Source organism: Rhizobium jaguaris, assembly GCF_003627755.1.
Classification (GTDB): domain Bacteria; phylum Pseudomonadota; class Alphaproteobacteria; order Rhizobiales; family Rhizobiaceae; genus Rhizobium; species Rhizobium jaguaris.
Genome location: NZ_CP032694.1, coordinates 2,245,926 through 2,259,375, shown reverse-complemented (window position 1 = coordinate 2,259,375; position 13,450 = coordinate 2,245,926). Strand labels below are relative to the sequence as shown.

Below are 13,450 nucleotides of genomic sequence, written 5' to 3'. Positions count from 1 at the left end.
GGAGGCACCATGACAAATATACCTGAAAGCCTGGATCCGCTTGTCATCGCGGAGGAATGGTCGTCGGCCGGCCGCACCGTGGCGCTGGCGACCGTCGTCGACACCTGGGGTTCCGCGCCGCGACCCACCGGCAGCCACCTCGTCATCGACGGTGAGGGCAATTTCCACGGCTCGGTCTCGGGTGGCTGTGTGGAAGGCGCCGTGATCACCGAGGCGCTAGACGTTATCGAAAGCGGCAAGGCCCGCATGCTGGAGTTCGGCGTGGCGGATGAAACCGCTTGGCGCGTCGGCCTGTCCTGCGGCGGCCGTATTCGTGTCTATGTCGAGAGGCTTAACTGATGGACCGTCAGATTCTGACGAAACTGAATGCGCTGCGGCGCGCGCGGCAGGCGGCGATCCTGGCCACCGACCTCTCCGGAGGACCGGACCGGCTGATCATCGAGGGTGACGCGGTCGAGAGCCCGCTTGCTGATGCCGTCGCTTCCGTCTTCCGCTCGGGAAAATCCTCGGCGGTGGAGATCGGCGGGCAAAGCCTCTTCCTCAATGTTCATCTGCCGCCGCCGCATATCGTCATTATCGGCGCCGTGCATATCAGCCAGGTTTTGGCGCAGATGGCGGGGCTTGCCGGTTTCGACATCCGCATCATCGATCCGCGCACCGCTTTTGCGACACCGGAGCGTTTCGATGGTGTCGACCTGATTGCCGACTGGCCAGTGGATGTCCTGAAGGAACGGCCGCTCGATGCCTATACGGCGCTGGTCGCCGTCACCCACGATCCGAAGATCGATGATTTCCCGATTGCCGAAGCGCTGAAGGTCGGGTGTTTTTATGTCGGGGCGCTCGGCAGTCGCAAGACGCATGCGAGCCGGCTGGAGCGATTGAAGCACGAGGGCCTGACAGACGCCGATCTCGCGCGGATTCACGCCCCAATAGGCCTTCCCATCGGCGCATCGAGCCCGGCGGAAATCGCCGTCGCCATTCTGGCCGAGATCATCGCGGCGCTGCGCGGTCGTGACGTATCATCACCGAAGGGTGACAAGCGATGATCTTCGGTGATTTCACGACGGCGGAGGCGGAAGGTGCGGTGCTCGCGCATTCCATCCGATTGTCCGATGGCAACCTTCCCAAGGGACATGTGCTTGACCGCAGTGATCTCGATCGCCTCGCGGCCGCCAATATCGGCCGCGTTACAGCCGCAAGAATCGAACCTGATGACCTTATGGAAAACGAAGCCGCGGAGCGGCTGGCCCGGGCAATCGCGGCGGATCATCTGACCTTCTCAGAATCGGCCACCGGGCGCGTCAATGTTCATAGCGCTGTCGACGGCCTGTTCGTCGCAAATCGCGTTGCCGTCGACCGGCTGAATGGCGTCGATCCGGCTATCACACTTGCCTGTCTTGCCGATCATGTGCCGGTGCGTCGCGGCGATATGGTGGCGACCTTCAAGATCATTCCACTGGCAGTTTCGGGTGAAAAGGTGGCCGCTGGCGTCGACATCCTGCGGCAGACGACTGTCTTTGAGGTCAAGCCGTTTCAGCCGCATGCGGCGTCGCTGATCGCCACCGAATTGCCGCCGCTGAAAACCTCCGTGATGGACAAGACTGCCCGCATCCTTTCGCAACGGCTGCAGCTTGCCGGCAGCATCCTGGAACGGGAAGAGCGGGTGGCGCATCGCGCGCCTCCGGTCGCCGAAGCGATCGGCAACGCATTGCGGGCGGCCGATCAATTGCCAAAGCTCGTCATCGTCTTTGGTGCGTCCGCTGTCATCGACGCCGGTGACGTCATCCCCGAAGCCATCCGGCTTGCGGGCGGCGACGTCATCCAGGTCGGCATGCCGGTCGATCCCGGCAATCTGCTGGTGCTCGGCAAGGTCGGCGATGTCTATGTCGTCGGCGCGCCCGGCTGCGCCCGCAGTCCGAAGGAAAATGGTTTCGACTGGGTGCTGGATCGAATCCTCGCCGGCGAGAAGCCGACGCCGCAGGAGATCAGCGGCATGGGCGTCGGGGGGCTTCTCATGGAAATACAGTCGCGGCCAAGACCGCGCGATATCGCCGGCAAGCCGGAAGCCCAAATTTCCGTTGTGGTCGTGCTTCTTGCGGCCGGCAAAGCACGCCGCATGGGCGAGGGTGGACCACATAAGCTCTTGGCGGAATTCGATGGGGTTCCCCTGGTGCGCCGCTCCGCTGCCACGGCCTTGGCAAGCGCAGCCGCCGCCGTCGTCGCGGTCACTGGCCATCGCCACGAGGAGATCGAGCAGGCACTTGCCGGTCTGCCGGTCGAGCGGGTGCACAATCCGGACTATGCATCCGGCATGGCAAGCTCGCTGGTCGCTGGCGTCAGCGCGCCGGTCACGCAGCGCGCCGACGGCGTATTGGTCATGCTGGCCGATATGCCGGGTGTTACCAGCGACGATCTGAGGACGCTGATTGCGGCGTTCCGCAAAGCAAATGGTCAGGCGATCGCACGTGCTGTGTCGCGCGGCAAGCGCGGGAATCCCGTCATCCTGCCGCGCAGTGTGTTCGACGCCGTGATGCGGCTCGAAGGTGATGTCGGCGCCCGGCACATCATCGAAACCGCCGGACTCTCGGTCGTCGACGTCAATATCGGCGACGCCGCGCATCTTGATGTCGACACGCCCGAGGCCGTACTGGCCGCCGGCGGCATTTTGAAGGGGTAGGGCATGGACAATATCGAGATCGAAGAGATGTTCCAGGCCCTCGGGCCGGTAACGATCAGGCGCATGTTCGGCGGCAAGGGCGTTTATCACATGGGCCGTATCGTCGCCGTCGAAGTGAGCGGCGAGATACTGCTGAAGGCCGACGACGTCAGCGCTCCCGAATTCGAGGCGGCAGGCGCCAGGCGCTGGGCCTACGAAGGCAGGAAGGACAAGCCCGTCAGCATGCCCTATTGGTCTATTCCCGACGATGCCTTCGACGACCCGGATATCATGGCGCGCTGGGCGAGGCTTGCTTACGAGGCGGCGGTCAGGGCAGAGAAATAGGTTTCAGCGGAAATCGTTTTCGCTTAGGTGCGCGATCGCCGCTTCGGCAAAAGCTGAGAGCGGCTGTGGCAACTCATTGCGGCCGAACCAGCCGAAATCGGAGAGCTTGTCAGGTTCGACCAGGCGAGCGTCCCCGGCAAAGTCCTGGGTGACGTAGATCAAAGAAATCCAGTGCTGGCGATCGGCTTCAACGATAACTTCGGTCGTGCAAAGAAGGTCGACACGGCCGATGGAGAGGCCGCTTTCTTCTTCCGCCTCGCGGATAGCTGCATCCTCGGCCGGCTCCATATGATCGACCTTGCCGCCGACGATGCTCCAGAAGCCGGCTTCAGGTGCCTTGAGGCGCCTGTAGAGCAACAACTTCCCATCCCGCAAAATTGCGAGACCGGTTCCTAGTCCTGGGAAGTCGATGCCGGGTTTCCCCACGCCCTTGGCCCCATCAGCCCTTGGAGTTGGCGACGATCAGCATGAAAGCAGGAATATCGTCACCAAAGCCGACCGGGGTCGGGCCGTCGTCCTGATCGCGGTAGCGATTGCGGCGCTCGCGATTGTCGTCGTTGGCAGCGGGGAATGGCCGGTGGTTGTTACGAGAACCGTTGTGGGACTTGCTGTTGTTCTCAGACTTGCGCTCGTTTCTCACGCTTTCGGCCTTTGCTGGTGCTGCTTCGATCACGTCGACATCATTATCCTCGACGTCGATATCAGATTTATGACTCGAGGCGTTCCGGCCTCCGCGGCTGCGATCTCGGTCGCGGCCTTTGTTTTTGGAGTCGCGCCGACGCGAAGAACGGTCATCGTCCCGGCTTTCTTCAGCCGGCGGCAGCGACGACAGGTCGCCATTCAGCCACTCGACATCTTCGCCGATCAGCTTTTCGATCGCATCGGCGTGCTTGACGTCGCGCTTCGTCACGATGGTGAAGGCAGCGCCCGAGCGACCAGCGCGGCCAGTGCGGCCGATGCGGTGGACATAATCTTCCGAGTGGATCGGAACATCGAAATTGAAGACGTGGCCGACATCGGGAAGATCGAGGCCGCGTGCCGCAACGTCGGAAGCGACGAGAAGCTGGATATTGCCGTCTCGGAAATTCTGCAGCATCGTCGTGCGCGAACGCTGATCCATATCGCCGTGCAGCGCGCCGACAGAGAAACCGTGGCGTTCCAGCGAACGGAAAAGGTCTGCAACATCCTTCTTGCGATTGCAGAAGATGATGGCGTTCTTCAGATCGGTCTGCGCGCGGATGAGATCGCGCAACGTGGCGCGCTTCTCGTAATCCTTGCCATGCGAGGCGACGAAACGCTGCGTGACGGTCTTTGCCGTCGAAGCAGGCTTGGCGACTTCGACACGCTCCGGATTTTGCAGGAAGCGATCCGCCAGCTTCTGGATTTCGCCCGGCATCGTGGCCGAGAAGAACAGCGTCTGACGGGTGAAGGGGATAAGCTTTGCGATGCGCTCGATATCCGGGATGAAGCCCATGTCGAGCATGCGGTCGGCTTCGTCGATGACGAAGATTTCGACAGCGCTCATCAACAGCTTGCCGCGTTCGAAATGGTCGAGCAGCCGGCCGGGCGTGCAGATCAGCACGTCGGCGCCGCGCTCCAGCTTGCGGTCCTGATCTTCGAAGGAGACGCCGCCGATCAGCAAAGCGATGTTCAGGCGATGGTTCTTGCCGTATTTCTCAAAATTCTCGGCAACCTGTGCCGCGAGTTCGCGCGTCGGCTCGAGGATCAGAGTGCGTGGCATGCGCGCTCGGGCGCGCCCCTTTTCGAGTAGCGTCAGCATCGGCAAAACGAAGGAGGCGGTCTTGCCGGTACCCGTCTGGGCGATGCCGCAGATATCGCGGCGCTGCAGCGCAAAAGGAATTGCGCCGGCCTGGATCGGAGTCGGTGTGGTGTAGCCCGCGTCAGTAACCGCGGATAGGACTTTTTGGCTCAAGCCAAGGTCAGCAAATGTTGTCAAAGGGAAAACTATTTCCGTTCCGGTTCGGTCGAACACTCGTGAGTCGACACGCTCAAGCATGCCGCGATGCAGCGCGACATAAAACCAAATACCCGCCAAGTCAAGGAAAGCGGGCGCTTCAGAAAGCTTCAGAGCAATAGATAACGCAATTTTTAGATTAGCGCCAGATTTGTTGCTCGTTTGTCACAATTCTCGCGGCGAAATTGTACTCAGACCGTTGATGTAACTTGCGAGCTTCGAGCCTGCATTGATGAAATACATCGGGTCGATCGGGCGGCCGTTCTCGCGGACTTCGTAGTGAAGATGCGTCCCGGTCGAGCGTCCCGTGCTGCCAGCAAGGCCGATGGAGTCGCCGGTTTTGACCGTATCGCCGACTTTGACCAGAATTTCCGCCATATGGCCGTAACGCGTGGAGATGCCATCGCCATGGTCTATCTCGACCATGTTGCCATAACCGCCGGCCCAGCCCGCGGAGACGACTCTGCCGGGGGCTGTAGCCTTCACCTTCTCACCGGGGCCGAAATGGAAATCGGTGCCGGTATGCAGCGCCAGCTTGCCGAAGAAAGGATCCTTGCGATTGCCGAAGGGGCTGGTGATCAGCTTACCCGGGGCGGGATTACGGAAGGGCAGGCTTTCGGCGGCACCGCGTACGGTCTCAAGGCGCGTCAAAGCCGTGTCGAGATCAGCCATGGACTGATCAAATTGATCGACATTCTCCGGAGCGACATAAGGACCGCCAACGCCTCCATCGTCGCTCGCCGGATCATTGCCCTTGATGTCAGCGCTAGCCATCACCGTCGGAACCTTGACGCCGACATTCTGCATGATCGACTGAATATCATCGGCGGTCTCGGAGGCGCCGGTGGTCAGATGCTGCACACGGGTCAGTTGATCCTGTTCGATGTGTTTCAGCGACAACGTCACCCGGGAGAACACCCGGTCGGCGCGATCGGCAACGGTTTCGGGGGCTGGAACATAGGCGAGGGTGGAATTGTCGGGTGTCGCATCGGCAGGCCTGCCGCTCGACAGAAGCTTCTCGATCGATTTTAGCCCTCCCGTCAGTTCCGCATGATCGCCCTTATCTGCGTGATCGCCCTTGGCTGCCGCCGCACTTGCGCCAGGAGGTGCATCCTTGTTCATCAGGCCGGAATTTTCGGCGCGGTCGAGCAGTGCATCGAGCTTACCGTGGCGCGAGGACAAGGCCTGCTGCTGCTCCATCAGCTTATCGACTTTTTCTTCGACCACCTGCTGATCAAGAAGCTGCCGCGACGTGACGCGATCGACCTGCGCGCGCAAAGCGGCAATGCGGTCCTCGTAATCATATTGCATGCGCGCCTGCCGGGCCATGGTGGCGCCAATCAGATCGTCGCGCAGCACGAGATAGGAGGTGGCAAGCAGATAGCCGATCGAAAAGACACCGACGATGCATACGGCAAGCGCCGTCATCCACGGGCGCACGGTCATGTGACGCACAGTGTCACCGCTCGCCACAATGATGGTGTGTTGCCGTTTCTGTTTGCCGAAAACCCGGTTCTGAGGCTTGGCTGTCACCGAGAATCTCCCCATCGATACCTCTTGGCATCTATTAAGGAACTACACGGAATTATGGTTAACGATTGCTTTCCGCTCCACCCCTAGAAAACAAAAAAACTCTTATAGTTTAGTATGTTAGGCATTGCTTGTGGACGTAAGCGCGCGGTAGAAGGAGGGGGTTAGGCCGGCTTCGGCGCGGGCGATGTCGTTGAACGGGGCCTTCAACGAACCACGGAAATTGGCGCGCACCAGGTCCTGGAACGTACGTGCCGGATCGCGTCGCTCGCGAGCACAGAGAAAGCGGAACCATTTGGCTCCGACGGCGACATGACCCTTCTCATCATTGTAGATAACATCGAGGACGGCAGCGCTCTCCATGTCGCCCGTCTCACGCATTTTTGCCTGCAGCGCCGGCGTCACATCGAGACCGCGGGCCTCGAGAATCAGCGGCACGACAGCCAGGCGAGCGGTGAGATCGTTGCGGGTTGCGTGCGCTGCCTGCCACAGGCCGTCATGGGCAGGGAGATCGCCATAGTCGGCGCCAAGATCGCGTAGACGTGTGCGCACCATACGAAAATGCTTGGCTTCCTCGAAAGCAACCTGCATCCAGCCATCAAAAAAGGAATTCGGCACCGGCTCGGTGGCGAAGCGCGCAACGATATCGAGCGCCAGATCGACAGCGTTGAGTTCGATATGGGCGATGGCATGCAGCAGCGCGATACGGCCTTTGACCGTATGCAGAGAGCGCTTCTCCATATGCTTCGGCGGAACCAGTTCTGGTTTTTCCGGCCGACCGGGTCGAACGGGCAATGCCGGGTCGAGTGGCGAGCGCAGCGATAGGGTGCGCGCAAACCAGCGGTTTGCCGATTCCTGAGCAAGCGCCGTCTTGCGGTCGAGATTGGCCGAGCGGATGGCGGCAATCGCGCCGCCCCGCAGCGAGGTGATGGCCTCGATTTCCATCGGCATGCTCACAGGCATTAAAGCTCCTTGACAGCGGCCAGGACGGCTTCCGCATGGCCTGCCACTTTGACCTTGTCCCAGATCCTTACGATCTTGCCGTCCGCTCCAATCAGGAAGGTCGAGCGCACGACGCCCATGAAAGTCCTGCCATACATGCTCTTTTCCCGCCAGACGCCATAGGATTCGGCCGCAGTCTTCTCCTCATCGGAGGCGAGGGAGACGGACAGGGCGTGCTTCTTCACGAACTTGTCATGGCTCTTGACCGAATCCGGCGACATGCCGAGGACGGCGGCGCCGGCTTTTTCGAAGTCAGCCGCGAGCGCGGTGAAGGACACCGATTCGGCGGTGCAGGCGGTCGTATCATCCTTCGGATAGAAGAACAGCACCAATGGTTTGCCAGCAAAATCAGTAAGGCTCACACGGCCGCCGCCGTCACGCGGAAGATCGAAATAGGGGGCTTCGTCGCCAATGCCCAACTCAACCATGCGGATTTCGGTCACGGGAAAACCTTTCTTTTGCCGGGATTTTGGATGACACTAAGTTGCAGCCATATATACTGCACAGGTATGCCGTCCACATCGGACGCAGCGTCACCAACAAAATTGCAAAAAACGAAAGGGACGCACGGGAGTGATCCGAGGCGAAAAGGTTACATTCCGCAAAAAGGATCTCGTCTCGCTCGACCACCTGCCTTCGGCTCAGGTCGACGACCCTTTGATCGTCCATGTCCCCGAGCCTGCCCGTCGCAGTCGCTCGCATGTTTGGCATGTCTGCCGCATTACCCTGGTCTTCATAGCCTTTCTTGCCGTGATCCTGGGCGTCGTCATCGCCACGATTGAGGGCGGCGTTTTCGACCAACCCCTGTCGCAGAAGGCGCAGCTTGCGCTCGATCGGGCGATCGGCCCGCGCTACAAGGCGGAAGTCGGTTCGACCGTGGTGCGTTTCACGCCGACGCTACGGCTCGCGCTAGAAGCCCGCGACGTCAATGTGGTGGACCAGGAAAGCGGCAAGCATTTGTCGACTATGTCGGCGGTGAGCATGGTGCTCGATCCGCTGGCTCTTGTCGAAGGCCGTGTCGAAGTAGCCTCCGTGGCGGCGGAAGGCATTGCGCTCGATACATCGTTATTGCCCCAGGGCGATCCCGTCGACCTGACCGCGCTGCGCGTCGATTCACTGCCGCAGGCGTTGGATTCAGCTTTCGACAATCTCGATTTCCTGCAACGCTTCGTCGAACGCGGCGGCACAAACTCGGTGCGTATTTCCGGTTTTACCGTCAAGCTGGCGCGCCGGGAGGGCGATCCTATCTCGCTCGTGGTCGACAGTCTTACCTTCGAACGCAGCGGGCCGACGTCGCTGCGTCTTTATGGGCAGGTGGCGGTTAACGGCTCCGTCGCGACACTGGATGTGCGCGCCGATCAGCAGGAGGCGGGCCGCAGCTCATCGCTGACCGCCAAGCTCACCAATCTCGACCTGAAGCCGCTGACGATGGCCTACGATCAGAACGGCACGCCACGCCAGGGCATCATGAGTTTCGCCGGCATGACGGTGACTGCCGTTCGCGGCGGTGCCGGCATCGATCCGAAGGTCAACGCCTCCATCGATGTTCAGCCCGGCACGCTTTACATGGACCGCGACCAGCAAGAGCTGACGCAGGCCAACATCAATTTCACCTACAACTTCGATCGTCAAACGCTGGAGGTCGCTCCGTCGAAAGCCCAATTCGTCGGCACTATGGTACCGTTCTCCGGCGCGCTGATCGATCTGGACCGCATCGACGCCAATGCTGGCAAAGGTTTTGGGATCGACTTCCTGATCCGGGGAGCCAGAGCGGCATCCTCCATTTCCAGCGAACAGCCGGTCAGCTTCGACGGGCAGGCGACCGGACGTTTCCTGGCCGCGACCAAGGAACTGCAATTCGAGAATCTCGCTATCTCGACGCCGCTTGGTGCGCTGTTCGGCTCGCTACATATGAAACTTGGCGATAGCTCCCCGGAGATCAGCTTCGGCGGCCGTGCCGAAAAGCTCGATACGACCGCGATCAAGCAGCTCTGGCCGTTCTGGATGGCTTCGAAACCTAGGGCCTGGGTGGAGAACAATCTGTTCGGTGGTACCGCGACCAATGCGGCCATCTCGGTCTTCATCCCGGCCGGACGCCTGGCGGTGGCAGCGCAGACCGGCAAGCTGCAACTCGGAAAGAACGAGCTGCACATCGCTTTCGATATCGACGACGCGCGCCTCAACGTGCCCGGTGAGATCCCGCCGATCCGGGACATGAAGGCGCATTTCGATCTGACCGGCCCGACGATGAGCATCGATATCGCGCATGGCACCTCCTATTTCCCGACAGGTCGTTCGGTAACGCTGAGCGATAGCAATTTCTCGATCCCCTCGACTTATGACAAGCCGTTGATGGCCGCACTAAAGCTGGAAATATCAGGCAGCGGCGATTCCATCGGCGAGTTATTGACTTACAAGCCCTTGCAGGTACTGCAGCGAACCGAGTTCAAGCCGGAGAATTTCAACGGCAAGATCGTCGCCAAGGTCGATGCGACGATCGGCCTGATCAGCGACCAGAAGCCGCCGCCGCCAGTCTGGACGGCGAACTTGCAGCTCAACGATGTCGATCTGCTGAAGCCTATGAACAATCGTAAGATTTCCAATCTTACCGGTGAGATCGACGCCGATCCTCAGTCCGTGCATCTGAATGCCCAGGCACAGATCGATGGCATTCCCGCGCAGATTGATATGGTCGAACCGACGGACGATAAATCGTCGACGAAACGCAGCCGTGTGATCACCGCCACGCTGACGGACGCCCAGCGCAACGCGGTCCTGCCGGGCCTCAACGATATTGTCGACGGTCCCGTCAAGATAGAGCTCACGCGCATCGATGACGATCGCCAGGGTGTCAAGGTCGACCTCGGGAAGGCGGCTCTGACGGTGCCGTGGGTCGGTTGGTCGAAGGGCAGCGGTATCCCCGCCAGCGCCCAGTTCGAGGCTTCCGGGCCGGACAGTCAGACGGCGCTGAAAAATTTCGTCCTCAAAGGCGATGGTTTCGGGGTCAGCGGCGATCTTGTCGTCAGCAAGGGCGGCCTGTCGTCGGCAAGTTTCGATAGCGTCAAGCTCTCCGCTCTCGACGATTTCGCACTGTCGATCAAACGCGGCAAAAGCGGCGGCTACGACATATCCGTTGCTGGCAATTCTGCCGATCTACGGCCGGTGCTGGCGCGGCTGAAGACATCGTCTGGTGGCAATGGCGACGGCAAAGACGATTCGTCCGGCGCAATAATCCACGCCAATCTCGACAGGGTTATCGGCTTCAACGATGAATCGATCAGCAATCTCAAAGGCGTTTATTCTATCGTTGGCGGCCGTACCATAGCTGCGGATTTCTCCGGCCTCACGCGCAGCGGCGAGGCTGTTGTCAGCCAGATGAGCAAGGGCGGAAACAGTGGCACTATCCGCATCACAAGCGGCGATGCCGGCGCGGTGGCGCGTTTTGCCGACCTCTACAAGCATCTGAAGGGCGGCTTGCTGAACCTGTCGCTGCGTTCCACCGGGCCGGATGCCTGGGACGGATCGCTCGATATCCGCAACTTTGCCATCATCGACGAAAAGAAGCTCTCGACCATCGTCTCAACGCCGAGCGGCAGGAACGGCCAGAGCCTGAATTCCGCTGTCAAACAAAATATCGACACGCGCTCGCAGAGTTTCGAGCGGGGCTTTGCGCGACTGGTGCTGCGCAAGGGGGCGCTTGCGGTGGAAAACGGCGTGGTCCGCGGTGTGCAGGTGGGCGCGACTTTCCAGGGTACAGTCAAAGACGCGAACGGCAATATGGACCTGACCGGTACCTTCATGCCCGCCTACGGCCTCAACCGGCTGTTCGCGGAAGTGCCAATCGTCGGCTTCATCCTCGGCAACGGCAGCGACCGCGGCCTGATCGGCATCACGTTCAGACTTACCGGCAATTTCGATAAACCGAACCTGCAGATCAACCCGCTATCGATCATCGCGCCGGGTGTGTTCCGCCAGATCTTCGAATTTTGAGTTAGCGCCGGAGTATTGGTCGCGATCTGCTTGATCGCGGCCGCGCCGCTCTCGGTTCAATTTCCACCAATATGCCGCCATCTTATAGTCACTGCGGAGAGCGGATCATTTTTCACCCGCCAACCGCTCGCGTATGCGTTCTGGCCCACCGATCATGCGTCGGGCGAATGGCCGATCAGGATCCACCACTCGCCAAAACGGCGCTGTTCCGTCTTGACTGATCTGCACCAAGTGTCGCTGGACGGTGACAGGACAGCAGGCATCTGCCCCGTATTCCCTGGCCAGCGCGCGTCTTATTTCCGCAACATCGGACAATTCACCTGGAGGTGCCGCCCTTAGCGCCTCAGCGACCATTTTCTCGCTTGGAATCAGCATGCTTTGCGTAAGGCTTCTGCCTTTGCGCCTCGTTTTGATCACCGGCAGTTCGTCCATAACTCACCTCCAGAATTGATCCTCACAGAAGACGAACGAGAAGGTCGCGGCCCGACATGACCGCACATCAAATTGCTTGCGGCGTCGTCACTTCGTCAATGTGGCCCACCAGATGGCCGCTGAGATCGCTGAAAATGCAAGAAGCCGGCGGGGTGCGCCGGCTTCTTGCGTCTTGGTCCGGTGTGTCCGCTCAAGCCTCAGGGCGGATCAGGATGTGCTTTTTCTTGCCGAGCGATAGCTTGATGACGCCGTCAGAGGTAACTTCGCCGCTGCCGATCACCTTGCGTTCGTCGCTGATCGCCTGGTCATTGATGCGCACGGCGCCGCCCTGGACATGGCGGCGAGCTTCGCCGTTCGAGGCGGCCAGGCCGGCGCGGACGATCAGCGACAGCAACCCGATACCGGCGTCGAGCTCGGAAGCGGGAACATCGACGGACGGCAGGTTTTCGGAAAGGCCACCTTCCTCAAAGGTCTTGCGCGCCGTTTCGGCCGCGAGTTCGGCAGCCTGACGACCGTGCAGGATGGCCGTGACTTCCGTCGCGAGGATCTTCTTGACCTCGTTGATTTCCGAACCCGCAAGCGCGGAAAGGCGGGCGATCTCATCCATCGACAGTGTGGTGTAGAGCTTCAGGAAGCGAGAGACGTCCGCGTCCTCGGTGTTTCGCCAGTATTGCCAGAAATCATAGGCCGAGAGCAGGTCGGCGTTTAGCCAGACGGCACCGGAGGCCGACTTGCCCATCTTGGCGCCGGAGGAAGTGGTCAACAGCGGCGAGGTCAGGGCGAAGAGCTGCGGCGTACCCATGCGGTGGCCGAGATCGATGCCGTTGACGATATTGCCCCATTGATCCGAACCGCCCATCTGCAGGCGGCAGTCGTAGCGCTTGGCCAGTTCGACGAAGTCATAGGCCTGCAGGATCATGTAGTTGAATTCGAGGAAGGACAGCGACTGCTCGCGGTCCAGGCGCATCTTGACGCTATCGAAGGATAGCATGCGGTTGACGGAGAAGTGCCGACCGACATCGCGCAGGAATTCGAGGTAGTTGAGCGAACGCAGCCACTCTGCGTTGTTGATCATCATCGCGTCTTTGGAGCCTTCGCCATATGTCAGGTAGTTGGAGAAGACGCGCTTGATCGAAGCGATGTTGCTTTCGATCATGTCGATCGTCATCAACTGGCGCGATTCCTCCTTGAAGGAGGGATCGCCGACCATGCCGGTACCGCCGCCCATCAGCGACACGGCGCGATGGCCGGTCGCCTGCAGCCAATGCAGCATCATGATCTGGATCAGCGAGCCGGCATGCAGGCTCGGCGCCGTCGGATCGAAACCGATATAGGCCGTCACGGTTTCCTTGGCGAAGAGAGCGTCGAGGCCAGCTTCATCGGAAATCTGGTGGATGAAGCCGCGCTCTTGCAGGGTGCGCAGGAAATCGGATTTGAACTCAGCCATGATCTTGGTCTCTCGGGGCACCGCATCGGTGAAGGACGCGGCGAAGTCGCTGTTGTTGGATGTCGCCGGGCGC

At 60.5% G+C, this 13,450-nt stretch carries 12 protein-coding genes and 1 pseudogene; 5 read left to right on the top strand and 8 right to left on the bottom strand.

Annotated features, from left to right (window positions below):
• The first annotated feature begins 9 nt into the window (after nt 1-9).
• From CCGE525_RS11075 to CCGE525_RS11060, 4 genes are read left to right on the top strand one after another with little or no spacing between them, the layout of a single operon-like run.
• Nucleotides 10-339: an XdhC family protein gene (locus tag CCGE525_RS11075; protein WP_120704291.1), complete on the top strand. Its 330-nt coding sequence runs from the start codon at nt 10-12 to the stop codon at nt 337-339.
• The gene (locus tag CCGE525_RS11070) at nt 339-1,046 is read left to right on the top strand and encodes an XdhC family protein (protein ID WP_120704290.1); all 708 of its coding nucleotides are present in this window, start codon (nt 339-341) and stop codon (nt 1,044-1,046) included. The genes CCGE525_RS11075 and CCGE525_RS11070 overlap by 1 nt, the downstream gene beginning before the upstream one ends.
• Nucleotides 1,043-2,677, top strand: coding sequence for an NTP transferase domain-containing protein (locus CCGE525_RS11065; protein ID WP_120704289.1), 1,635 nt, complete (start codon nt 1,043-1,045; stop codon nt 2,675-2,677). The genes CCGE525_RS11070 and CCGE525_RS11065 overlap by 4 nt, the downstream gene beginning before the upstream one ends.
• Before the next feature lie 3 nt (nt 2,678-2,680).
• Nucleotides 2,681-3,001 carry a TfoX/Sxy family protein gene (locus CCGE525_RS11060; protein WP_120704288.1) on the top strand — a complete coding sequence of 107 codons (321 nt, stop codon included), beginning with the start codon at nt 2,681-2,683 and terminating at the stop codon, nt 2,999-3,001.
• A 3-nt stretch (nt 3,002-3,004) separates the two neighbouring features.
• Here CCGE525_RS11060 and CCGE525_RS11055 read toward each other — a convergent pair whose 3' ends face one another.
• From CCGE525_RS11055 to CCGE525_RS11035, 6 genes and pseudogenes are all read right to left on the bottom strand, one after another.
• Nucleotides 3,005-3,427: an NUDIX domain-containing protein gene (locus tag CCGE525_RS11055; RefSeq protein ID WP_120704287.1), complete on the bottom strand. Its 423-nt coding sequence runs from the start codon at nt 3,425-3,427 to the stop codon at nt 3,005-3,007.
• Between the two features lie 13 nt (nt 3,428-3,440).
• Nucleotides 3,441-4,958: a DEAD/DEAH box helicase gene (locus tag CCGE525_RS11050; RefSeq protein WP_120704286.1), complete on the bottom strand. Its 1,518-nt coding sequence runs from the start codon at nt 4,956-4,958 to the stop codon at nt 3,441-3,443.
• Nucleotides 4,959-5,141: 183 nt separating this feature from the next.
• Nucleotides 5,142-5,648, bottom strand: a complete 507-nt coding sequence (locus CCGE525_RS39830; protein WP_414129251.1) for a M23 family metallopeptidase — start codon at nt 5,646-5,648, stop codon at nt 5,142-5,144.
• A gap of 173 nt (nt 5,649-5,821) precedes the next feature.
• Nucleotides 5,822-6,524: pseudogene (locus CCGE525_RS39825) on the bottom strand (M23 family peptidase); the annotation flags it as partial.
• 102 nt (nt 6,525-6,626) lie between these two features.
• A complete protein-coding gene (locus CCGE525_RS11040; protein ID WP_120704284.1) occupies nt 6,627-7,469 on the bottom strand; it encodes a ferritin-like domain-containing protein in 843 nt (280 codons plus the stop codon).
• Nucleotides 7,469-7,936 (bottom strand): peroxiredoxin, encoded by a 468-nt coding sequence (locus CCGE525_RS11035; protein ID WP_120704283.1) that lies wholly within the window; start codon nt 7,934-7,936, stop codon nt 7,469-7,471. Before CCGE525_RS11035 ends, CCGE525_RS11040 begins: the two co-directional genes overlap by 1 nt.
• Before the next feature lie 145 nt (nt 7,937-8,081).
• On the opposite strand from CCGE525_RS11035, the gene CCGE525_RS11030 reads away from it, so the two are divergent.
• Nucleotides 8,082-11,498, top strand: a complete 3,417-nt coding sequence (locus tag CCGE525_RS11030; protein ID WP_120704282.1) for a YhdP family protein — start codon at nt 8,082-8,084, stop codon at nt 11,496-11,498.
• A 105-nt stretch (nt 11,499-11,603) separates the two neighbouring features.
• Here CCGE525_RS11030 and CCGE525_RS11025 read toward each other — a convergent pair whose 3' ends face one another.
• Complete coding sequence (locus CCGE525_RS11025) at nt 11,604-11,930, bottom strand: hypothetical protein (protein WP_120704281.1); 327 nt, start codon at nt 11,928-11,930, stop codon at nt 11,604-11,606.
• A gap of 190 nt (nt 11,931-12,120) precedes the next feature.
• Nucleotides 12,121-13,377: a tyrosine--tRNA ligase gene (tyrS, locus tag CCGE525_RS11020; RefSeq protein WP_120704280.1), complete on the bottom strand. Its 1,257-nt coding sequence runs from the start codon at nt 13,375-13,377 to the stop codon at nt 12,121-12,123.
• Between the last annotated feature and the right edge of the window lie 73 nt (nt 13,378-13,450).